Annotated in this window: 20 protein-coding genes; 17 read left to right on the top strand and 3 right to left on the bottom strand. The window is 60.2% G+C overall.

Annotated elements, in window-relative coordinates; all coding sequences use genetic code 11:
* The first annotated feature begins 61 nt into the window (after nt 1–61).
* From DWV43_RS01665 to DWV43_RS01595, 15 genes are all read left to right on the top strand, one after another.
* Nucleotides 62–547 carry a YraN family protein gene (locus tag DWV43_RS01665; protein ID WP_006236100.1) on the top strand — a complete coding sequence of 162 codons (486 nt, stop codon included), beginning with the start codon at nt 62–64 and terminating at the stop codon, nt 545–547.
* A complete protein-coding gene (locus tag DWV43_RS01660; protein ID WP_117816865.1) occupies nt 547–2,070 on the top strand; it encodes a YifB family Mg chelatase-like AAA ATPase in 1,524 nt (507 codons plus the stop codon). Before DWV43_RS01665 ends, DWV43_RS01660 begins: the two co-directional genes overlap by 1 nt.
* Nucleotides 2,067–3,002 (top strand): DNA-processing protein DprA, encoded by a 936-nt coding sequence (locus DWV43_RS01655; RefSeq protein WP_369832299.1) that lies wholly within the window; start codon nt 2,067–2,069, stop codon nt 3,000–3,002. Before DWV43_RS01660 ends, DWV43_RS01655 begins: the two co-directional genes overlap by 4 nt.
* Before the next feature lie 14 nt (nt 3,003–3,016).
* Nucleotides 3,017–4,354, top strand: coding sequence for a methylenetetrahydrofolate--tRNA-(uracil(54)-C(5))-methyltransferase (FADH(2)-oxidizing) TrmFO (trmFO, locus tag DWV43_RS01650; RefSeq protein ID WP_117816866.1), 1,338 nt, complete (start codon nt 3,017–3,019; stop codon nt 4,352–4,354).
* Complete coding sequence (locus DWV43_RS01645) at nt 4,351–5,271, top strand: tyrosine recombinase (RefSeq protein ID WP_117816867.1); 921 nt, start codon at nt 4,351–4,353, stop codon at nt 5,269–5,271. The genes trmFO and DWV43_RS01645 overlap by 4 nt, the downstream gene beginning before the upstream one ends.
* A gap of 219 nt (nt 5,272–5,490) precedes the next feature.
* On the top strand, nt 5,491–6,219 hold the full coding sequence (rpsB, locus tag DWV43_RS01640; RefSeq protein WP_006236109.1) for a 30S ribosomal protein S2: 729 nt from the start codon (nt 5,491–5,493) through the stop codon (nt 6,217–6,219).
* Nucleotides 6,220–6,264: 45 nt separating this feature from the next.
* A complete protein-coding gene (tsf, locus tag DWV43_RS01635; protein WP_117816868.1) occupies nt 6,265–7,134 on the top strand; it encodes a translation elongation factor Ts in 870 nt (289 codons plus the stop codon).
* A 117-nt stretch (nt 7,135–7,251) separates the two neighbouring features.
* A complete protein-coding gene (gene pyrH, locus DWV43_RS01630) occupies nt 7,252–7,974 on the top strand; it encodes a UMP kinase (protein ID WP_035138557.1) in 723 nt (240 codons plus the stop codon).
* Nucleotides 7,975–7,976: 2 nt separating this feature from the next.
* Nucleotides 7,977–8,513, top strand: coding sequence for a ribosome recycling factor (frr, locus tag DWV43_RS01625; protein WP_006236112.1), 537 nt, complete (start codon nt 7,977–7,979; stop codon nt 8,511–8,513).
* A 1-nt stretch (nt 8,514) separates the two neighbouring features.
* A complete protein-coding gene (locus DWV43_RS01620) occupies nt 8,515–9,309 on the top strand; it encodes an isoprenyl transferase (RefSeq protein ID WP_117816869.1) in 795 nt (264 codons plus the stop codon).
* A gap of 2 nt (nt 9,310–9,311) precedes the next feature.
* Complete coding sequence (locus DWV43_RS01615; protein WP_233539176.1) at nt 9,312–10,211, top strand: phosphatidate cytidylyltransferase; 900 nt, start codon at nt 9,312–9,314, stop codon at nt 10,209–10,211.
* Nucleotides 10,211–11,398: a 1-deoxy-D-xylulose-5-phosphate reductoisomerase gene (gene dxr, locus DWV43_RS01610; protein WP_117564265.1), complete on the top strand. Its 1,188-nt coding sequence runs from the start codon at nt 10,211–10,213 to the stop codon at nt 11,396–11,398. Before DWV43_RS01615 ends, dxr begins: the two co-directional genes overlap by 1 nt.
* Before the next feature lie 25 nt (nt 11,399–11,423).
* Entirely contained in the window at nt 11,424–12,785 is a 1,362-nt protein-coding gene (locus DWV43_RS01605; protein WP_117816870.1) for an RIP metalloprotease, read from the top strand.
* A gap of 13 nt (nt 12,786–12,798) precedes the next feature.
* Nucleotides 12,799–13,881, top strand: a complete 1,083-nt coding sequence (gene ispG / locus DWV43_RS01600; protein ID WP_117816871.1) for a flavodoxin-dependent (E)-4-hydroxy-3-methylbut-2-enyl-diphosphate synthase — start codon at nt 12,799–12,801, stop codon at nt 13,879–13,881.
* The gene (locus DWV43_RS01595; protein ID WP_233502546.1) at nt 13,882–15,603 is read left to right on the top strand and encodes a proline--tRNA ligase; all 1,722 of its coding nucleotides are present in this window, start codon (nt 13,882–13,884) and stop codon (nt 15,601–15,603) included.
* A gap of 176 nt (nt 15,604–15,779) precedes the next feature.
* Here DWV43_RS01595 and DWV43_RS01590 read toward each other — a convergent pair whose 3' ends face one another.
* Both DWV43_RS01590 and adhE read right to left on the bottom strand, forming a co-directional pair.
* On the bottom strand, nt 15,780–16,544 hold the full coding sequence (locus DWV43_RS01590; RefSeq protein WP_006236119.1) for an aminoglycoside phosphotransferase family protein: 765 nt from the start codon (nt 16,542–16,544) through the stop codon (nt 15,780–15,782).
* A gap of 88 nt (nt 16,545–16,632) precedes the next feature.
* Entirely contained in the window at nt 16,633–19,281 is a 2,649-nt protein-coding gene (adhE, locus tag DWV43_RS01585) for a bifunctional acetaldehyde-CoA/alcohol dehydrogenase (RefSeq protein WP_055250041.1), read from the bottom strand.
* Between the two features lie 331 nt (nt 19,282–19,612).
* Here adhE and DWV43_RS01580 point away from each other — a divergent pair, with 331 nt between their 5' ends.
* Nucleotides 19,613–20,389, top strand: coding sequence for a transposase (locus tag DWV43_RS01580; RefSeq protein WP_117816872.1), 777 nt, complete (start codon nt 19,613–19,615; stop codon nt 20,387–20,389).
* A 207-nt stretch (nt 20,390–20,596) separates the two neighbouring features.
* On the opposite strand, the gene rpmB is transcribed toward DWV43_RS01580, so the two are convergent.
* Nucleotides 20,597–20,785, bottom strand: coding sequence for a 50S ribosomal protein L28 (rpmB, locus tag DWV43_RS01575; RefSeq protein ID WP_022094725.1), 189 nt, complete (start codon nt 20,783–20,785; stop codon nt 20,597–20,599).
* A gap of 452 nt (nt 20,786–21,237) precedes the next feature.
* On the opposite strand from rpmB, the gene pyrR reads away from it, so the two are divergent.
* Nucleotides 21,238–21,822, top strand: coding sequence for a bifunctional pyr operon transcriptional regulator/uracil phosphoribosyltransferase PyrR (pyrR, locus tag DWV43_RS01570; RefSeq protein ID WP_006236123.1), 585 nt, complete (start codon nt 21,238–21,240; stop codon nt 21,820–21,822).
* Nucleotides 21,823–21,826 lie beyond the last annotated feature (4 nt).

Raw genomic sequence — 21,826 nt, 5'->3', positions numbered from 1 at the left:
TTACCCGCACGAAAGGTGCCCTCATCATCGGGGCAATGCAGCGTGCGGGAAAGGAGACCCCATGAGTGCCGCAAGCAAAAAGAGCAAGACGCAGCAGCTCAAGGAGCGTTGGGAAAACGGCGAGCTCGACTGCGGGGCGATGACGCCCGAGTTTATCAAGGGACTCAGTCCCCGCGAGCTGGGCATGCTGGGCGAGCTGATCACCATCGACTACTTTAACGAGCGCGGCTACACCTTGCTGGAGCAGGGTTATCGTTGCACCGAGGGCGAGGCCGATCTGGTGCTGCTCGATGAGCTCGACGATGTCGTGGTGATGGCCGAGGTCAAGACCAGACGCGTCGCACTGGATTGCAACACGCGGGTCTTTCCTGAGGAGGCCGTGGACGCCCAAAAGCAACGCCGCTACCGCCGCATCGCAAGTTGCTATCTCATGGAGCATTATCCGCTCAAGGCGATTCGCTTCGATGCCGTGGGTGTCACCATTCGCGGCGGGCATATCGCCGAGATCGAGCATCAGTACAACGCATTCGATTGGCAGGTGTCGTGATGGCGTTCGAGACGTTTGCCGTTCACGCGGCCTGCATCCGCGGCGTCGAGGCGATTCACGTCACGGTCGAGGTCTCGCTTGCCGGTGGTGTTCCGGGCATCCAAATGCTCGGCATTCCGAGTATGGAGGTGATGGAGTCACGCGGTCGTATTCGCTGCGCGATGCGCTCCGCCGGGTTCGAGATCCCACGCTCGGGCATTACGGTCAACCTAGCGCCCGGCGATATTCGCAAGACCGGTAGCGGCTTTGATCTGCCCATCGCCATCGCGGTTCTGGCGGCCGATGGGCAGATTCCCCGTGACAACCTCGATCGCTGCCTTATCGCCGGCGAGCTCGGCTTGGACGGTACGGTGCTTCCCGTCAAGGGCGAGGTGGCGTTTCAGCTGCTGGCTCGCGACATGGGGCTGTCTTTTATCGCCGGCAGGTCAGACCAGCATGTGCCACTCGCGGGCGTGGATTGTGGATTCATCGATCATTTGTCTCAGCTTGCCCATGGCATGGGCGATGCCGCGCGGCACTACTTGGATTCTGAAGTGCTCGAGGCGACCTTTGAGCCCGAGCTCGACTATGCCGACGTACTGGGGCAGGAGGTCGCCAAGCGCGGCATGGCGCTTGCGGCGGCAGGAGAACTCGGCTTGCTCATGATCGGGTCCCCGGGGTCGGGCAAGACGATGCTCGCGCGTCGTATGACCGGCATCCTGCCCGAGCTTTCCGTTGAGGATCAACAGGAGGCGCTGTGCATCCATTCGGTTTTGGGTGAGAACATTGATGGCTTGTTGGCGGGGCACCGGCCCTTCCGCAGCCCCCATCACAGTATTTCGACCGCAGGTCTTATCGGCGGTGGGCGCCCGGTGCACCCGGGTGAGATCAGCCTTGCTCATGGCGGCGTGCTATTTTTGGACGAGCTTGCCGAGTTTCCCACGGGTGTGCTGCAGACGCTGCGTCAGCCCATCGAACGCGGCTACGTCAGGATCGTACGCGTCGACGGGGCTTTTACCTTCCCGTCGCGCTTTCAGCTGCTGGCTGCGAGCAATCCCTGCCCCTGCGGCTTTTTGGGCGATCGTGAGGTACCGTGTCGCTGCTCGGCGGCGATGGTCGAGCGCTATCGGTCTAAACTGCGCGGTCCTTTGGCCGACCGTATCGACATGATGATCGATGTGACCCGTCCCGACCCTCAGGTGATTATCGAGGGCGCGGAGGGTATGTCGTCAGCTGAGTTACGTGACTACGTTGTGCGCGGTCGCGCTTTTCGCGCTTGGCGCGAATCCCGTATGGACGATGCTGATGCCGAGGCCGGGGATGACGAGACACGGTCCATTGACGGCGTCGTTTCGACCTTTGAGCTCGATGATGCGGCGGAGAAGTGTGTGCTCGGCCTGTCGAAGCGCACGCATCTCACGGGCCGCGGCATCGTGCGCCTGGTGCGTATCGCGCGTACAATCGCTGACGTCGCCGAGAGCGAGCAAGTGACGCAGGACCACGTGCTCGAGGCAGCGATGTACCAGGGAAGGAGGGACCAATGATGGCCGAGGGGACCTTCGAGCTGCATCCAGGTGACGCGTTGTATCCCGAGACCGTTTTGGAGCTTTCTGATGTGCCCCAGACACTCTATGTGCGCGGCAACCCCGAGGTGCTTTCGACGCCCGCGCTCTCCATCATCGGCGCGCGCAAGGCCTCTCCGTATGGTCTTGCCGTGGCAGAGCTTGCGGCAAAGGTTGCGGTCGAGGCGGGCGTGACGGTAGTTTCGGGCGGCGCGGTCGGTTGTGACCAGGCCTCGGGTTGGGCTGCGGTCAATTCCGGCGGCAAACACGTCGTGGTGCTGGGGACGGGCGCCGACGTGGTCTATCCGCGCTCGAGTGCTGGCCTCATCACGCGCACACTCGATACGGGCGGCGCGGTCGTGTCGATCTCCCCGTGGGGCATGGGTCCGCGCAAGTTTGCCTTTCCGCGCCGCAATCGCGTGATCGCGGCCCTGTCGCAAGCCCTCTTTGTATCCGAGGCGGGTATGCCTTCCGGGACGTTTTCTACAGCCGAGGCTGCTATGGATTTGGGGCGAGAACTTCTTGCCGTGCCGGGGTCGATCCTATCGCCCGAGTCGCGTGGCACGAATTACCTCATTGCGAACGGTGCCTGCTGCATCATCGACGAGGAATCTATCGAGATAGCTATCTCACGCATCTACGGCACCCTGCGCTACTCGCGCCCCGATGCTCCCGGCATTGCCGACCTGGATCCAACGCAGCAGACCGTGATGCATGCGCTCATCGCCTCTCCGCTCAAAGTCGACGACATCGCGGCGCTCGTCTCGCTCGATGCCGTCGGCGTACTTAAACTCCTGGGTTCGCTTGAGCTCGAGGGCCTTATCGAGCGCATGATGGATGGAAGGTATGCGCCCTCCAAGTTTGCTCTTCACGCCCAGACACCCTTCGGTCACAATGGAAAACATGTCAATTAGAAAGGTGTTTGCAGATGCTGTTTGATCAGGTGACGGTTGTCGGTGGCGGTCTGGCGGGTTCGGAGTGCGCGATTCAGCTGGCAGACCGCGGGTTTGCCGTAAAGCTGCGCGAGATGCGCCCCCAGGTGAGCTCCCCGGCCCACCATACCGATCACCTGGCAGAGCTCGTCTGTTCCAATTCGTTTAAATCGACCCGTCCGGACTCTGCGGCGGGCTTGTTAAAGGCCGAGCTTGAGCGCATGGGTTCAGTCCTGCTCGATTGCGCCCATCGCGCGGCTGTTCCCGCCGGTGGCGCCTTGGCGGTCGACCGCGTCAAGTTTTCCGAGCTTGTCGAGGCCGAGGTTGCCGCCCGTCCCAATATCGAGGTCGTGCACGGCGAGGTCACGCAGATTCCCGAGGGCCACGTGGTCATTGCCGCGGGCCCGCTGTGTTCACCGGCGCTGAGCGAAGAGGTCATGAAGCTCGTTGGTGGCGACGCCCTTGCGTTCTTCGATGCCGCGGCGCCGATCGTCGATGCCTCCACGCTCGATATGGACGTGCTGTTTTCGCAGTCGCGCTACGAGGAGCAGGGGAGCGGCGACTATCTCAACGCTCCGCTCAACAAGGAGGAGTACGAGGCCTTTATCGAGGCACTTACCACGGCCGACCGCGTGGTGCTCAAAGACTTTGAGGGCGGCGATCTGTTTCAGGCCTGCCAACCTGCCGAGGAAGTTGCGCGCACCGGCAAGGACGCCATTCGCTTTGGCGCCATGAAGCCCGTCGGCCTCACCGACCCGCGTACCGGACGTCGCCCTTGGGCGGCGATTCAGCTGCGTGCCGAGAACAAGGAGAAGACCGCCTATAACCTGGTGGGCTTCCAGACCAACCTGACCTTTGGCGAGCAGAAGCGCGTCTTCCATATGGTGCCGGGCCTGGAGAACGCTGAGTTCTTCCGCTACGGTGTCATGCACCGCAATACCTTTGTCGACGCCCCGCACGTGCTCGATGGCACCTTTGCCGTGCCTGGTACCGGCGTGCGCCTGGCCGGTCAGATCACCGGCACCGAGGGGTACATGGAAGCCGTGGCGACCGGTCTGCTCGCGGCGCTCAACACCTATGCCGAGGCTATCGGCGCCGCGGGCGTCGAGTTGCCCCGCGTGGGCGCCCTGGGCGCGCTCGTGGGCTATGCGACCGATCCTGCCACCGTGGGCTACCAGCCCATGCATGTCAACTTTGGCCTGGTGCCGCCACTCGAAGATGGTAAGCGCCACAGCAAGCGCGACCGCTACCAGGCCTATGCGGACCGTGCGCTCGAGGCCCTTGATGCCTATCTGGCTACTCGCCCCGATCTGTTTGGAGGCGACCGGTCATAGCCTTTGACCTGTACGACACCGTCGACTCGTTTATCGCCTATATCGCACGTGTCGAGGGGCTTTCTCCCAATACGGTGACGGCCTATGGCTCGAGGCTGGAGCGCTTTGCTGCCTGGTGCGAGCGCGAGGATATCGATGCTTTCGCTGCCGACGTGCGCACCATTCGTCGCTATCTTGCCGAGCTTTCGCGTGAGCAGGTGGCTCCCCGAACGCTTGCGGCGCATCTGTCGGCTATCCGATCGCTCTATCGATGGATGGCTGCCGAGGGGGTCGTGGAGGGCGATGTGGTCTCGGCAATTTCCTCGCCCAAGCTCCCGCGCGATCTACCCGGTGTGCTGACGACCCAACAGGTGGAGGCGCTTCTCAAGACGCCTGATACCTCAACACCCGCGGGACTGCGCGATGCGGCGATGCTCGAGCTGCTCTATGCCTCGGGCGCCCGTATCTCTGAGCTCGCAGCACTCAATGTGGAGTCCATTGCGTGGTCCGAACGCACGCTGCGCCTGTGGGGCAAGGGGAGCAAAGAACGTATCGTCCCTCTGTATCGTCGTGCGCTCGAGGCGACGCGTCTCTATATTGAGGAGGGAAGGCCGGAGTTGCTCGCTCAGGCAAAGCGTCGTGACCCCGTTACCGGGCCGCATCCGCTGCTTATATCGGCGCGCGGTAATCGCATGAGTGCCGCCATGCTCAGGCGGCGGTTTCATACGCTGGCGACGCTCGCCGGCATACCTGCCGACATCGCCCCGCATGCGATGCGCCATACCTTTGCGACCGACTTGCTCGAGGGCGGTGCGGACCTGCGCTCGGTTCAAGAGCTGCTGGGCCATGCGAGCCTGTCCACGACGCAGATCTACACGCATCTCACACCCGATCGGCTTAAGCGGGCTGTGGCTCAAGCCCATCCCCGCGGCGAATAGTGGCTGGGACGTCCCGCGCCGCGCTCAGGTGTGTGGTTTTGATTGCGGGTTGGCAGGAAGATGCATTCCTGCTATCATTCATCGGGTTGCTTCACGGCAACAGGTTTTTATCACGCACGCGCGGCTACTTCATACCGTGGTGCCCGGGCTTTGGTAGCACATGTCCGGGTTGGTTTTGGAGGATGACCCCGCGCGGAGGCAAACCACAGGAGGTTTAACATGGCTACCAAGATTAATATCCGCACCCTGCTCGAGGCCGGCTGCCACTTCGGTCACCAGACCCGTCGTTGGAACCCCAAGATGAAGCCGTTCATCTTCGGTGAGCGCAACGGCATCTACATCCTCGACCTCAAGCAGACCATCCTCGACGCCGACCAGGCCTACACCTTCGTCAAGAACGTCGCCAAGGGCGGCAACGTGCTGTTCGTCGGCACCAAGAAGCAGGCTCAGGAGGCCGTCAAGAACGCTGCTGAGCGCGCCAACATGCCTTACATCAACCAGCGTTGGCTCGGCGGCATGCTGACCAACTTCGTCACCATCCGCTCCCGCATCAACCGCATGGAGGAGCTCGAGGCCATGGTCGAGGACGGCCGCATGGCAGTGCTCCCCAAGAAGGAGCAGGCTGTGCTCGGCAAGGAGCTCACCAAGCTCCAGACCAACCTCGGTGGTGCCCGCGACATGAAGGGTCTGCCCCAGGCTCTCTTCGTCATCGACACCAAGCGCGAGGAGAACGCCATCAAGGAGGCTCAGCGCCTGAACATCCCCGTCGTCGCTCTGATCGACACCAACTCCGATCCCGACGAGGTCGAGTACGGCATCCCCTGCAACGATGACGCTATCTCTGCTGTCACCCTTATGTGCGAGCTCATGGCTGACGCCTGCCTCGCTGGCTCCGGCAAGGAGCAGGTCTCCGAGGCCGAGATGGCCGCTGAGCCCAAGGCCGAGTAAATCAGTCTTAGTTAATTCTTTTTCATCTCTTTGAAAGGAACCACAATGGCCCAGATTACCGCCGCTATGGTCAAGCAGCTCCGCGAGATGACCGACTCCCCGATGATGGAGTGCAAGAAGGCTCTCGTCGAGGCTGACGGCGACATGGACGCCGCTGTCGACGTTCTGCGTAAGAACGGTCTTGCCAAGGCTGCCAAGAAGGCTGGCCGTGAGACCAACGAGGGCGCTGTCGCCGCGTTCGTCTCCGAGGATGGCAAGACCGGTGCTCTGCTCGAGCTCTCCTGCGAGACCGACTTCGTTGGCTCCAACGCCAAGTTCACCGGCTTTGCTTCTAAGGTCGCTGAGGTTGTCGCTACCACCGAGCCTGCTGACGTCGACGCTCTGCTCGAGAAGCCGATGGGCGAGGAGACCGTTTCCTCCGAGCTCACCGAGATGATTCACATCATGGGCGAGAACATGAAGATCTCCCGCTTCGCTGCCCGCAAGGCCGAGAACGGCGCGCTCGCTTCTTACATCCACATGGGTGGTAAGATCGGCGTCCTCGTCGAGTTCGCCTTCGAGAAGGCCGAGACCGCTCAGGCTGAGTCCTTCAAGACCTTCGCTCACGACGTTGCCCTTCAGGTTGCCGCCGTCGCCCCGATCTGCGCTACCCGCGATCAGGTTCCGGGCGAGACCGTCGAGCACGAGAAGCAGATCTACATGGCCCAGGCTGCCGAGTCCGGCAAGCCCGAGGCTATCCAGGAGAAGATGGCTGTTGGCCGTCTGGAGAAGTTCTACAAGCAGTCCGTGCTCACCGAGCAGGAGTTCATCAAGGACAGCTCCCTCACCATCAAGAAGTACGCTGAGCAGGTCTCCAAGGAGCTCGGCGACACCATTACCGTCGTTGCCTTTGACCGTCTGGTCCGTGGCGAGTAAATAAGCTCTTGTAGCTGGTAATGAGCAGGCTGTGGGTTTTACTCACAGCCTGCTTTTTCATGGCTCTTATCAGAGCCTTTGATATCATATTGAGAGTCTAATTAAAGGAGGATCGCTTTGTCCGACATCCGATATAAACGAGTGCTTCTTAAGCTTTCCGGCGAAGCGCTGATGGGCGACGGCCAATATGGCATCGACCCCAAGGTTACCGATCATCTTGCCAAGCAGGTCAAGGAGCTGCTCGCCGTTGGCCATGAGGTCGGCGTCGTTGTCGGCGGCGGCAATATTTTCCGCGGCATGGCAGGCGCTGCCGGTGGCATGGAGCGTGCTCAGGCCGACTACATGGGCATGCTCGCGACCGTTATGAACGCGCTCGCCCTGCAGGATGCTTTCGAGCATAACGACGTTCCCTGCCGTGTGATGAGCGCTATCCAGATGAACGAGATCTGCGAGCCCTATATTCGCCGTCGCGCCATCAACCACCTTTCCAAGGGCAACGTCGTTATTTTTGCCGCCGGTTCGGGCAATCCGTACTTTACGACCGACACCGCCGCGGCTCTTCGTGCGTGCGAGATCGGCGCCGAGATTCTGATTAAAGCCACCAAGGTTGACGGCATCTACGACAAGGATCCCGTCAAGTGCGCCGATGCCGTCCGTTTTGACAAGATTACCTATCACGAGGTTCTCGTCCGTGGTCTGCAGGTTATGGATTCCACGGCTACGGCACTGTGCCAGGATAACCGTATGCCGATTTTGGTCCTCAACATCGATGGCGAGGACACCGTCAAGCGCGCGCTTTCGGGTGAGCCCGTCGGCACGCTCGTCTATCAGGAGGATTAAGCATGGCAGAGAACATCACCGCCCACATGGACAAGTCGCTCGAGTCCCTCAAGCATAACTTCTCCAAGGTCCGTACCGGCCGCGCCAATGCCAACATTCTGTCCGACATCACCGTCGATTATTACGGTGTTCCCACGCCGGTCACGCAGGTTGCCGCCGTCAAGACCCCCGAGGCCCACATGCTGCTCATCGAGCCGTGGGACAAGGCGCTCATCAATGCTATCGTCAAGGCCATCGGCGCTTCCGATCTGGGTATTACCCCCAACTCCGATGGCACCGTCGTTCGTCTGCCGTTCCCGGCTCCCACCGAGGAGCGCCGTCGCGAGCTCGTCAAGGAGTGCCGCGAGTACGCCGAGCAGGCCAAGGTGTCTATCCGTAACATCCGTCGCGACTTCAACAACAAGCTCGAGCGCGATGAGGAGCTCACCGAGGACGATGTCCGTCGCGAGCAGGCCAAGGTCCAGAAGCACACCGATGAGTATGTCGCCAAGGTCGAGGAGCTTCTGAAGGAAAAAGAAGCCGAGGTCATGGAGATCTAAGGTGCAATACGACGAGCATAAACTGGTCGAGTACTTTGCCGACGCCCCTGCGGGCGTCGGTTTTTCCGACCTTGACCTCAATAACATTCCGCACCATATCTCGTGCATCATGGACGGCAACGGTCGTTGGGCCACGTCGCGCGGTCTTGCGCGCACTGAGGGCCACAAGGCGGGTATCGTCTCGCTGCGCGAGATCATTACCGCCTGCGTGCGCCTGGGCGTCGACGTGCTTTCGGCGTATGCATTTTCGACCGAAAACTGGAATCGACCGCAGCACGAAGTCAACGTTCTGATGCACCTGTTTGCCAAGACGTTTATCGACGAGCTGCCGCTTCTGAAGCGCGAAAATGTGCGCGTAGGCTTTTTGGGTGACATTTCCGCGCTGCCCAAGAAGACTCGCGACGTTTTTGAGCGCGGTCTTGCCGAGTGCGCCGATCACACCGGTATGACGCTGGCGCTTGCCGTCAACTACGGCGCGCGTGCCGAGATTACCCGCGCTGTCCGTCAGATCGCATCCGACGCTGCCGCCGGTAAGATCGATCCTGCCGCAATTGATGACGACATGGTGGCTTCCCACCTCTATACCGCCGGCCTTCCCGATCCTGAGCTTGTGATTCGCACTTCTGGTGAGCTGCGCCTTTCGAACTATCTGCTGTGGCAGGTGGCTTATTCCGAATTCTACGTCACCGATACCTATTGGCCCGACTTTGATCGTTGGGGCCTTGTCGACGCCATTTTGGCCTATCAGGGCCGTGACCGTAGGTTTGGTGGTCTGAGCAAGACCGAGGAGGCTTAATCGTGTCCGATCGTCCCAAGGCAACTGCTCCCAAGACCTCTGAGCGCAAGGCTGCCGCTGCGGGAGCGCCTGCAGCAAAGAATGGCACCGGTTCGTGGCTTGCGGGCTTTATCACCCGGGCCGCCGCCGGTATCGTCTACGCCGTCGTCTTTATCCTGTGTCTGGTTTTGGGTATCGTCCCTACGGCCATCTTTGTTTCTGTTATGAGCGGTCTGTGCTGCTATGAGTTTTTCCGTATGACGAGGCTCGATGGCAAGATGGCTAACGAGCGTATGGGTATCGCTGCCGCCGTACTCTTTCCGCTGTCGGCGTTGGGCGATTCGATGTTGCTAAATGCCCTGCTTTTTGCCCTGATGCTCGCTGTGGGCATTTGGTATGTCTGGTCGCCGCGTACCCGTATCTCTGATGTGGCCGTGACGCTCATGGGTCCCATCTACACTGGCTTTATGCTGTCGGCTATCGTGTTGCTGCGCGATGCCGTGCCCGGTTTTGCCGGCGCCCTGCTTTCGGTGGGCGTTTGCGCGTCCCTTTGGGTCTCCGATTCGTTTGCCTACATCGTGGGAAGCCGTATCGGCAAGCACAAGATGGTCCCCAAGATCTCTCCCAAAAAGAGCTGGGAGGGGTTTGTCGGTGGCATCCTGGGCTCGGTTTTGATTTGGCTCATCCTGTGGGCGACGCACTTCTACAAGCTCAGCCTGCCCTATGCGCTGCTGTGCGGCGTGGTCGTGTCCGTCCTAGGCGTTATCGGCGACCTTATCGAGTCACGCATCAAGCGCGGTGTGGGCGTCAAGGATTCCGGCAACCTTATCCCGGGCCATGGCGGCATGCTCGACCGTAGCGACTCGCTTATCTTTGGCTGCATCACCGCACAGCTGTTGCTGATGATCGGAGGCGTGCTGTAATGTCCTTCCAGACGACGTATGGCCCCGATGGACGCCTTCGCGTTGCCATCCTGGGTTGTACGGGCTCTATCGGCACCCAGGCGCTCGATGTGTGCCGCCAGCATGCCGATCGCCTGCAGGTGACGGCGCTGTCCGTTAATTCCAGCACCTCGGAGCTCGTTGCCGCTGCCCGCGAGTTCTCGGTTCCGGCGGTTGCCGTTGCCGATGTCGCTCATGGCGATGACGCCGTGCTGCAGGAGTTGCCCGAGGGCACACAGCTCGGCGTTGGCGCGCAGGCGGTTTGCGAGCTCGCGCGTCGCGACGATGTCGACTGCGTGCTCGTCGCTATTGTGGGCGCCGCCGGTCTCGAGGCGAGCCATGCGGCCTTGACCTCGAATAAGCGCCTTGCCCTTGCTAACAAGGAGTCCCTCGTCGTCGGTGGCGACTTGCTTATGCCGTTGGCGCAACCGGGCCAGCTTATTCCGGTCGACTCTGAGCATTCCGCCATCTACCAGTGCTATCTGGGGGAGAACCCGCGCGAGGCCCACTGCATTTGGCTCACCTGCTCGGGCGGTCCGTTCTTTGGCCGCACGCGCGACGAGCTCGATCGCGTGACGCGTGCCGATGCCCTCGCGCATCCCACGTGGGCCATGGGTGCCAAGATCACCATTGACTCCGCCACCCTCATGAACAAGGGCCTGGAGCGCATTGAGGCCATGCATCTGTTTAACTGCGACCTCGATTTCATTAACGTGGTCGTGCAGCGTCAGTCCAAGATTCACTCTATGGTCGAGTTCGCCGACGGCTCCGTGATGGCGCATCTCGGTGCATCCGACATGCGTATTCCCATCCAGTTCGCGTTCTCGTATCCCGAGCGTTGGGATACTCCGGCGCCTCGTATCGATTTCCGCGAGCTGGGGCAGCTCACGTTTGATGCTGCCGACATGGATACCTTCCGCTGTCTGGCACTGGCCGAGCGTGCCGGCAAGACGGGTGGCACCATGCCGTGCGTGCTCAATGCCGCCAACGAGGTCGCCGTCGATGCCTTCCTGCACGATGGCTGCAGCTTTACCGATATCGATCGCATTGTGGAATCCTGCATGGACGCCCACGATATGCAGGTGGTCGATTCGTTTGAGCAGCTTCGCGACATCGATGCGTGGGCGCGTGAAAAGGCTGCGCAGGTGCTCGCCGCAACCCGTTCCTAACCCATAAGGATTGCTTTTTCGTTTTATGGATACTGTTCTGAGCGTTCTCTCATCGGTCTTTTGGGGCCTGCTGATGCTTTCCGTCCTCGTGTTTTTGCACGAGGGCGGCCACTTTTTGGCGGCGCGCGCCTGCGGCGTCCGTGTGACCGAGTTCTTTTTGGGTCTGCCGTGCCGCTTTGACATCCATTACACGTCGCGTCGCATTGGAACCAAGTTTGGCGTGACCCCGCTGCTGCTGGGTGGCTACGCTGCCATCTGCGGTATGGATCCGACCGATGTTTCGTGCGCCGACCGCGTGCTCGCGGCTATCTATCGTCATGGTCGCGTGACCGTGGCCGACCTTGCTGTCGAGCTCGAGCTTTCCGAGGAGGATGTGCTCGAGGCATGCGCCCTTTTGCTGGGCTGGGGCTCCATCGCGCCCTGGTATGAGGAAGGGGAGAAGCCCTCGCCGAGCTACTATCCCACCAAATATCAGACGTTGCCGCGAGACAAGGCAGGCTATACCACCTTTGATGGTCGCCGTTTCGATCGCGAACATGCGACTGCCGAGGGCGATGTGTGGGAGCTGCCGTGCGGCGAGGCCGAGTTCCTTGCGCAAGAGCGCTCGCACACCTATCTTGGCCAAGGCTTTCTCAAGCGCGCTTTTATGCTGCTCGCGGGCATTATCGTCAATATCTTGACGGGTTTTTTGCTCCTTATGAGCATCTATTCCATTGCGGGTGTCACCGTGCCGATGGATACCAACGTGATCGGTCAGGTTGACGAGGGGTCTATTGCCGCCAAGGCGGGTATCGAGGGCGGTGACGCGATCCTTTCGGTTGACGGTGTCTCATGTTCCACTTGGATGGATGTCTACGATGCCATCGGCAAGGCTGCCGGTAAGGACGATATCGCCATCGAGTACGAGCGTGACGGCAAGCAGCATTCGACCACGGTTGCGCTCAAAGAGGACGAGCGCCTAGGTGTGTATGCCTCTACGCAGGTGGTCCGTTTAGACCCCATCACTTCGGCTCGCCTGTCGTTCTCCTATGTCGTGCAGACAGCGGATGGCGTGATGCGCCTGCTCCAGCCGCAGCATACGATGGAGATCCTCGATCAGTCCTCTTCGATCGTGGGTATTAGCGTCATGTCCTCGCAGGCAGCTGCTGCCGGTCCCGTCACGTTCTTCTCGTTTGCCGCGCTCATTTCGTTCTCGCTTGGCTTTATGAACCTGCTGCCCATCCCACCACTCGATGGCGGTAAGCTGGTCATCGAGATCATTCAAAAGATTGCGGGCCGCGAGCTGCCGCTCAAAGTGCAGACAATCGTCAGCTATGTCGGCATCGCGCTCTTTGCACTGCTGTTTGTCTATATGCTTCGTTCCGACATCCTTCGATTTATTCTGTAGGGGAGTGTTTGGATTGTCTTTATCCCATCCTTTGCCTCGCGAGTTGACGCGCCCCGTGCATGTGGGCGGCGTGCAGATCGGTGGTGGCGCTCCGGTCGTGGTTCAGTCTATGACCTGCACCGATACTGCTGATGCCCAGGCAACGCTTGCGCAAGTGTGCGCGTTGGCGCAGGCTGGCTGCGATATCGTGCGCGTGAGCGTGCCTACCGAGGCTGCGCTCGAGGGCTTTCGCACGATTTGTGCCGAGTCTCCGGTGCCAATCGTCGCCGATATCCATTTTAACCATAAGCTTGCCATTGGCGCTGTCGAGGCTGGTGCCTCTAAGCTGCGCATCAACCCCGGCAATATCGGCGATTGGGCTAAGGTCGATGCCGTCATCGATGCCGCGGGTGCCGCGGGCTGCGCGATTCGCATTGGCGTGAACGCGGGCTCGCTTGAGCAAGATATTGCCGAGCGCGACGACCTCACGCAGCCCGAAAAGCTCGTGATGTCGAGCGAACGCTTTGTGCGGCACTTTGAGGACCGTGGGTTTACCAACATCGTGCTATCCGCCAAGGCCCATAGCGTACAGACGACACTTGATACCTATCGCGCCCTGTCGCGCGAGATACCGCATGTTCCGCTCCACCTGGGCGTGACGGAGGCGGGGACCAAGCTTCAGGGCACCATCAAGAGCTCTGTAGGCTTGGGTATCTTGCTTTCCGAAGGTATCGGCGACACCATGCGTGTGTCGCTCACGGCCGATCCGGTTGAGGAGCCGCCGGTCGCCTGGGGAATTCTACAGTCGCTGGGCCTGCGTCGCCGTGGTCCCGAGATTGTCTCGTGCCCCACGTGCGCCCGCTGCCAGGTTAACCTCATTCCCATCGCCGAGGAGGTCACCGAGCGGCTTAAGAACTATTCCGCGCCGCTTTCGATCGCCGTGATGGGATGTGCGGTCAACGGCCCCGGAGAGGCATCTGATGCCGACCTGGGCGTTGCTTGCGGACGTGGTCAGGCCTTGCTCTTTTCGCATGGCCAGATCATTGGTAAAGTAGCTGAGGACCAAATTGTCGACGCGCTTATGGCCGAGGTCGACAAGCTTATTGAGGAGAAGTAAATGACTCGAGCAATGTATATGTCTAAGCTCTATGCGCCGACGCTTAAAGAGGATCCGGCGGACGCTGAGCTCGCCAGCCACCGCCTGTTGCTCCGTGCCGGCATGATCCGCAAGGAGGCCGCCGGCCTGTATTCCTATCTGCCGCTTGCTTGGCGCTCGATCCGCAAGATTGAGAACATCGTGCGCGACGAGATGGACGCTGCCGGCGCCCAGGAGCTTATGATGCCCATCATGGTCGATGCCGAGCTGTGGCGTGAGTCCGGCCGTATCGACGCCTATGGCAAGGAGCTTGTGCGCTTTGACGACCGTCATGGTCGCGAGTTCGTCCTGGGCCCCACGCACGAGGAGACCGTCACGGCCCTAGTGCGCAATGAGCTGCGCTCCTATAAGCAGCTGCCCGTCAACCTGTACCACATTCAGGACAAGTTCCGCGACGAGTTCCGCCCTCGCTTTGGCCTGATGCGCGGTCGCGAGTTCATCATGAAGGACGCCTACAGCTTCTCCGCCACGCAGGAGAGTCTGCAGGAGGAGTACGACAAGATGAAGCAGGCCTACGCCAACATCTGCGAGCGCTGCTACATCAAGGCTCTGCCCGTTGTCGCCGACTCCGGCGAGATCGGCGGCGATACCTCCGTCGAGTACATGGCTTTGGCCGACGCCGGCGAGGCTTCGCTGGTCTACTGCGACGATTGCGGCTTTGCTGCCGATGACGAGGCGGCAAGCACCAAGGTCGTCGTGACCGAGGGCCCCGGCGACGGTACGCTCACCAAGGTCGAGACTCCGGGCATGGGCACCATCGAGGCCGTTGCCAAGTTCTTTGGCTTCCCCGAGAACGGTACGCGAAAGTCGCTGGCGTTGATCGATGCCGAGGGCAAGCCAGTCGTGGCCATTGTCCCGGGCGACCACGAGCTCAATGACTGCAAGGCCGAGCACGTCTTTGGCAAGGGCTATCGCATGATGACCGACGAGGAGCTCCAGACCTACGGTCTGCACAAGGGCTTTATCGGACCGGTTAACTTGCCCGAGGGCATCCGTCTGGTGTGCGACGAGAGCCTGCGCGAGTCCAAGCAGTGGGCCTGCGGTGCCAACGAGGTCGATTATCACTTTACCGGTGCCTGCCCCGAGCGCGACTTTACCGTCGATGAGTGGGCAGATCTGGTCACCGTCGTTGCCGGCGATCCCTGCCCGCACTGCGGCAAGCCGCTCTCTGCTGCTCGCGGCATCGAGGTCTCGCAGGTCTTCCAGCTGGGTACCAAGTATTCCGAGGCCATGGGCGCCACCTTTATGGACGAGGACGGCAAGGAGAAGCCGCTTATCATGGGTTGCTACGGCGTGGGCGTGTCCCGCTCGCTTGCTGCCGTCGTGGAGCAGCACAACGACGAGCACGGTATCGTCTGGCCGGTTTCCGTTGCCCCGTACGAGGTCGCTGTGATTCCGCTCGATCCCAAGAAGGAGGAGTGCGCAACCGTCTGCGACCAAATCGTCGAGGGCTTGTGCGCCGAGGGTATCGAGGTCGTCGTCGACGACCGTGACGAGCGTCCCGGCTTTAAGTTTGCCGATAACGACCTTATGGGATTCCCGTATCAGGTGGTGCTTGGCAAGCGTGGCCTTAAGAATGGCACCGTTGAGCTCAAGGACCGTGCCACGGGCGAGCGCGAGGACGTGGCGATTGACGAGGTCGTCGCCAAGGTTGCCGAGCTTGTTAAGGCGGCCCGCCGTTAATCGACGTTTCTGCTATTAGATGTAATTGCGGGACTGCTCCGTATCTCTCTTAGGAAGAGATGCGGAGCAGTCTATTTTGTTGCGTGAATAAACTCGATGGGTAAAGGAAAACCCCACAGCCCATATGAGCTGCGGGGTTTTCTTGTGCCTCCGATGCGAAATAAATCGCTCAGATATTACTGATAATCGACGACGTCGATCCAGTTCTTCAGGAACTCATCGTTCACGTTGCGCTTACGAGCGAGCTCGGAAGCGGCGACGATGCTCGTCCACTGACGCACGACCTGCATGGGCATGTCGGCGCGGTCGCAGTAGAGCTCCAGGTAGGCCTCGGCCTGATCCTTGCTGTTGAGGGCGAAGAGCAGGTAGGTGGTGGCAACGTCGGCAGCAGGGGAGCCCTGGGTGGCGTGTGCCCAGTCGCACACATAGAGCTGGCCGTCGTCGCCGACGATGACGTTGGAGGGGTTGAAGTCGCCGTGGCAGACCTTGAACTCCTTGGTCATGCCGTCCAGACGCTCCTGAAGGTTGTAGCGCGTGGTGGCATTGAGCTGATCAAGGCTGTCGATCATGCGGGCGAACTTGTCGCGCTGACGGTTGAGCAGCGGGGAGGTGTAGCCGTGGATCTCGATTTGGAGGTCGACGAACATCTCGAGATACTCACCAAAGCGCTGGGGCTCGGCAGTCATCTTCTCGGCAAGGGTGGTGCCCGGAACCTTCTCGGTCACGAGCGCCCAGCCGTTGGCGTTCTCGAGCTGGGAAACCTCGAGAGCCTTGGGGCTGCGGATGCCGCACTCATTGATGCGGGCAAGATTCAAAGCCTCGTTGAACACGTCGGAGACAGGCTTGGTCTCGTTAAAGACCTTGACAATCTTGTCGCCCAGGTCGTAAACGACCTTGTTGCCACGGCGGACGAGCTCGGTCTTGGAATCGGGTAGCAGCATGGTTGCATCCTTTCAACGATGCGATAGAAGCGACGGCGGGGGTGTGTGAAACACCCGTGCACCCCCGCCGTTAAAAACCGTGCTAAAACTAGCAGACGGCGTAGTCCTGAGGCTCGCGGCCGTAGTAGGCGTCCAGGTAGAGCTCCTTGATCTCGCTCATGAGCGGGTAGCGCGGGTTAGCGCCGGTGCACTGGTCGTTGAATGCCTGCTCGGTCATCTCGTCGAGGGTGTCGAGGAAGTACTGCTCGTCAACACCGTAGTCGGCGATGGTCTTCTTGACACCGATGAAGTCCTTGAGCTCCTCGAGCTTCGTGATGAAGTTCTCGAAGACCTCCTTGTCGTCCTTGCCCTCGATGCCGCAGTACTTGGCCATCTCGGCGTAGTTGTGCAGCGCGTTGGGGTAAGGATACTGGGAGAACGTGCCCATCTTGACGGGAGCCTCGGCGGCGTTGTAGCGCATAACGCGGGTCAGGATGACGGCGTTGGCGAGGCCGTGGGGCAGGTGATGGAAGGCGCCGAGCTTGTGAGCCATGGAGTGGTTGAGGCCCAGGAAGGCGTTGGCGAAGGCCATGCCGGCCATGCAGGAGGCGTTGTGCATCTCCTCGCGGGCGTGCGGGTCCTTGGCGCCGTTCGTGAAGCTGGAGGGCAGGTTCTCGAAGACGAGCTTAGCAGCGCGCTCGGAGAGGCCCTTGGTGTAGTCGGAAGCCATGATGGAGACGTAGGACTCGATGGCGTGGGTCATGACGTCGATGCCGGAGGCAGCGGTCAGGCCGCGCGGGGCGGTCATGCAGTTGTCGGCGTCGACGATAGCCATGTTGGGGAGCAGCGCGTAGTCGGCGAGCGGCCACTTGATGCCGGTCTCCTTGTCGGTGATGATGGCGAACGGCGTGCACTCGGAGCCGGTACCCGAAGAGGTCGGGACGGCGACGAAGTAGGCCTTCTTGCCCATCTCGGGGAAAGTGAAGATACGCTTGCGGATGTCCATGAAGTCCATGGCCATGTCCTCAAACTTGCACTCGGGGTGCTCGTACATCATCCACATGATCTTGCCGGCGTCCATAGCGGAGCCACCGCCGACGGCGATGATGACGTCCGGCTCAAAGAGAGCCATCTGCTTGGCGCCGCGACGTGCGCACTGCAGCGACGGATCGGGCTCGACGTCGTAGAAGCAGTCGTGGGCGATGCCCATCTCGTCGAGCTTGGCCTCGATGGCGCGGGTGTTGCCATTCTTGAAGAGGAACTGGTCGGTGACGATGAAGGCGCGCTTCTTGCCCATGACGGTACCGAGCTCGTCGAGGGCGACGGGCGTGGAACCCTTCTTGAAGTAGACCTTCTCGGGAGCGCGGAACCACAGCATGTTCTCACGGCGCTCGGCCACAGTCTTAACGTTGATCAAGTGCTTCACCCCAACGTTCTCGGAGACGGAGTTGCCGCCCCAGGAGCCGCAGCCCAGGGTCAGAGACGGCTTCATGCCAAAGTTGTACAGGTCACCGATGCCGCCGTGCGAGGACGGGGTGTTGATGACGATACGGCAGGCCTTCATGACGTGCTCGAACAGGCTGATCTTCTCGGCCTGGGCGGGGTGCACGTACAGAGAGGCGGTGTGGCCCGGGCCACCGGCGAGCACCAGGTGCTCGGCCTTGTCGACTGCCTCCTGGAAGTCCTTGGCGTGGTACATGGCCAGGACCGGGGAGAGCTTCTCGTGGGAGAACTCCTCCTTGGCGGGGTCGGTGGAGGTGACCTCGGCGATCAGGATCTTGGTCTTGGCGGGAACCTCGATGCCTGCGAGCTCGGCGATCTTGGCGGCAGCCATGCCGGGGATGCGGTGGTCGAGAGCGCCGTTCTTGAACATGGCGGCACGCAGAGCCTCCATCTCGGCACCCTGCTTGACGAAGTAGCAGCCGCGCTTCTGGAACTCGGCCTTAACCTGGTCATAGATGGTGTCGATGACGGTCACGGACTGCTCGGAAGCGCAGATCATGCCGTTGTCGAAGGTCTTGGAGTGGATGATGGAGTTGACGGCGAGCAGCACGTCGGCGGTGTCGTCGATGACGACCGGGGTGTTACCGGCGCCAACGCCCAGGGCGGGCTTGCCCGAGGAGTAGGCGGCCTTGACCATGCCCGGGCCACCGGTGGCGAGGATGATGTCGACGTCGCGCATGACCATGTTGGTCAGCTCGATGGAGGGGACATCGACCCAGCCGATGATGCCCTCGGGGGCACCGGCCTTGACGGCGGCGTCAAGCACGAGCTTAGCGGCGGCGATGGTGCACTTGGCGGCAGCCGGGTGCGGGGAGATGATGATGGCGTTGCGGGTCTTCAGGCTGATCAGCGTCTTGAAGATCGCAGTGGAGGTGGGGTTGGTCGTCGGGATGACGGCGCCCACGATGCCGATGGGCTCGGCGATCTTGGTGATGCCGTAGGCCTCGTCGCGCTCCAGGACACCACAGGTCTTGGTGTTCTTGTAAGCGTTGTAGATGTACTCTGCGGCGTAGTGGTTCTTGATGACCTTGTCCTCAAGAACGCCGCGGCCGGTCTCCTCGATGGCCATCTTCGCCAACGGGATACGAGCCTTGTTGGCGGCCATGGCGGCCTCATAGAAGATCTTGTCGACCTGCTCCTGCGTGTACGTAGCAAAAAGCGCCTGGGCCTCTCGCATCTGAGCGAGCTTAGCCTCAAGCGCCTCTACGTTGTCCACAATTGCGGGAGTAGTGTTTTCCGGTGACTTTTTCACCATTTGTGTCTCCTTGCGATCGGAGATTTACCCTACGTCTTGCATGATAGCAAGAAATAATTCGGTAAACGGGAAGATTCCCGTAAAAGGCATACTAAAACGCTTCAATAAACTGAAGCGTTTTAACTAAAACTATCTGCCAGTGCATCGCCCCGCTCATTGGGGACAGGCTTACATGAGTGCTTTCACTCATTTGGGACAGACATCGATTTGTCATTTTGTCGTTTTGGGTATGTTTTTGTCGTTCATTGTATATAAATAGGTCACAGGCTCAGCATTTCGCGTTGCTTCTCTCCTTTTAGGTGTTGCCTGTACAGTTTTGAAAGGAGAGATTATGCCCCGATGCGCCCGCGCCGTTTCGCTCACCGGCTATTACCACGTCTATGACCGCGGCAATTCCAAACAGATTATTTTTGAAGATGACTCCGACCGCTATCGTTTCTTATCGGACATCTCGGACAGGTTTGCTTGCCATGACGTGGCGGTGTTGGCCTGGTGCCTTATGGACAACCACTTCCATTTGATGGTTGATGACCCATTTGACAACCTTTCAAAGGCAATGCAGTGCGCGCTGACGGCCTATGCCAAGTATTTCAATGGGAAAACCGGAAGAACGGGCCACCTGTTTGATAATCGCTATTCGCGGGTCGCGGTCGAGTCGGACACGCAGGCGGTGCAGTTGCTCGATTATATCCATCTCAATCCCGTGAAAGGTGCGCTCGACTCGCTTGATGCCTACCGCTGGTCAAGCTACAAGGCATACCAGCTGGGATACGATCCCTTTGATATCTGCGATGCGGCCCCCATGCTCGATATTGTCGGGGGTTCCCGTCGCTATTGCGAGCATCTTAAGGAAGTTGCCGAGCGGATCTGGTCAGTTGAGATTCTTCCGCGTCGACGGATTCCCGACGAGGATGCCCTTACCGTCGCACACGAGGCCCTGCCGAGCATTGATCCTGCGCTGCTCAAGGCCCTGCCACGCCCCGAACGCGATGCCTGTCTGCTAAGGCTCAGGCGGGCCCATCTTACGGTCAAGCAAATTGCCCGTATCACCGGTATCGGCGCTACAAGCGTAACCAAGGCCACCACAGGCTGGAACGAGGCGGCCTGAGGTATGGATTGGGGCCGATCGATGCACTGTGAGCTTAGGAAAGCATTCATCTAAGTCTGTCCCCAATGCGTGAAAACACTCATGTAAGTCTGTCCCCAATGAGTGCAAAAAGGCGCCCTCCGTGGGGGAGGACGCCTTTGGTAAGTTCTATGTGAACGCGAGGTCTTTGACCCGGAGAGTCCGAGGTACTTGTTGGTAAGACCTTATTTAGGAGCGCGCAACCTTGCCGGACTTGAGGCAGGTGGAGCAAACGTTCATCTTGCGACGGTGACCATCGACGACGACGTAGACGCGCTGGATGTTGGGGCGGAACTTACGGTTGGTGACGCGGTGAGAGTGGCTGATGGAGCGACCGGCAACGGGGTGCTTACCGCAAACTTCGCAAACTTTGGACATAACTGACCCTCCTTGGGCGACAAACGAACATGTCGCGTTAACAAACAAGCCTGAACTATAGCACAGAAGCATGTCTCTGTGCGCAATCTACACAGAGATATTTCTCTTTTGGCGATAGTGCCCACGCTACGGCCCTGGACGTAGATCCGATTTGCGTGCAGCAGAGGGGATTATGCCAGCTCGCAACAAGGTTTTCAAGCGCGTCCCACAAATATATATAGGTTTATGGAGCTATTGGCTCCGTTTACGGATTGACTAGTATTTATGCTCGCATTTGAGCCCGAGGTTGGCTACACTATGCCTTGACCATTAAAGGGGTACGAGATACCCACATGGAATTACATAGCTGTCAATGAGCAGTACTTCCTGTGGGTGTCTGGTTCCGCTTTGAGCGGTCGGGCATCTATTTTTTTGACTGTGTCAGCAGTCAAGACATGTGAGGAAGGAGATCGATGGGCACGACTTCCCCCAAGGCGGTCATCATGGACGAGACCGCCGTCAATCGAGCGATGACCCGCATCGCGCACGAGATTCTCGAGCGCAACGAGGGCTGTGAAGACCTCGCTCTGGTCGGCATCGTCACGCGCGGCGACCTTCTGGCAAAGAAGCTCGCCGAGGAGATCAAGGAGATCGAGGGCGTCGACGTTCCGCTCGGCAGCCTGGACATCAGCTTCTACCGCGATGACTATGCGACCAATTTCGCTCCCGCGATCCACGCTACCAACATTCCCTTCAGCGTCGACGGCAAGCGCGTCGTGCTGGTGGACGACATCCTGTATACGGGCCGTACTATCCGCGCCGCTCTGGACGCCGTTATGGACCTGGGCCGTCCGAGCCGCATCGAGCTGGCAGTTCTCGTTGACCGCGGTCACCGTGAGCTCCCCATCTCGCCGGACTTTGTCGGCAAGAACGTTCCCTCGTCGCATGAGGAGAATGTGCACCTATATATGAAGGAAGTCGACGGCCACACCGCCGTCGAGATTAACGACGTCGCGCCGGGTTCCCACGTGGGCTCCGCGCCGCTGGGAGGTGAGTAGTACC

This window comes from Collinsella sp. AF05-9 (assembly GCF_003465595.1).
Taxonomy (GTDB): Bacteria; Actinomycetota; Coriobacteriia; order Coriobacteriales; family Coriobacteriaceae; genus Collinsella.
This window is presented reverse-complemented; position numbering and strand designations above follow the sequence as displayed.

Coding starts and splice junctions, on each gene's coding strand:
- DWV43_RS01665 (WP_006236100.1), top strand. CDS start 62: ATGAGTGCCGCAAGCAAAAAGAGCAAGACGCAGCAGCTCAAGGAGCGT.
- DWV43_RS01660 (WP_117816865.1), top strand. CDS start 547: ATGGCGTTCGAGACGTTTGCCGTTCACGCGGCCTGCATCCGCGGCGTC.
- DWV43_RS01655 (WP_369832299.1), top strand. CDS start 2,067: ATGATGGCCGAGGGGACCTTCGAGCTGCATCCAGGTGACGCGTTGTAT.
- trmFO (WP_117816866.1), top strand. CDS start 3,017: ATGCTGTTTGATCAGGTGACGGTTGTCGGTGGCGGTCTGGCGGGTTCG.
- rpsB (WP_006236109.1), top strand. CDS start 5,491: ATGGCTACCAAGATTAATATCCGCACCCTGCTCGAGGCCGGCTGCCAC.
- tsf (WP_117816868.1), top strand. CDS start 6,265: ATGGCCCAGATTACCGCCGCTATGGTCAAGCAGCTCCGCGAGATGACC.
- frr (WP_006236112.1), top strand. CDS start 7,977: ATGGCAGAGAACATCACCGCCCACATGGACAAGTCGCTCGAGTCCCTC.
- dxr (WP_117564265.1), top strand. CDS start 10,211: ATGTCCTTCCAGACGACGTATGGCCCCGATGGACGCCTTCGCGTTGCC.
- DWV43_RS01605 (WP_117816870.1), top strand. CDS start 11,424: ATGGATACTGTTCTGAGCGTTCTCTCATCGGTCTTTTGGGGCCTGCTG.
- DWV43_RS01595 (WP_233502546.1), top strand. CDS start 13,882: ATGACTCGAGCAATGTATATGTCTAAGCTCTATGCGCCGACGCTTAAA.
- DWV43_RS01590 (WP_006236119.1), bottom strand. CDS start 16,544: ATGCTGCTACCCGATTCCAAGACCGAGCTCGTCCGCCGTGGCAACAAG.
- adhE (WP_055250041.1), bottom strand. CDS start 19,281: ATGGTGAAAAAGTCACCGGAAAACACTACTCCCGCAATTGTGGACAAC.
- DWV43_RS01580 (WP_117816872.1), top strand. CDS start 19,613: ATGCCCCGATGCGCCCGCGCCGTTTCGCTCACCGGCTATTACCACGTC.
- rpmB (WP_022094725.1), bottom strand. CDS start 20,785: ATGTCCAAAGTTTGCGAAGTTTGCGGTAAGCACCCCGTTGCCGGTCGC.
- pyrR (WP_006236123.1), top strand. CDS start 21,238: ATGGGCACGACTTCCCCCAAGGCGGTCATCATGGACGAGACCGCCGTC.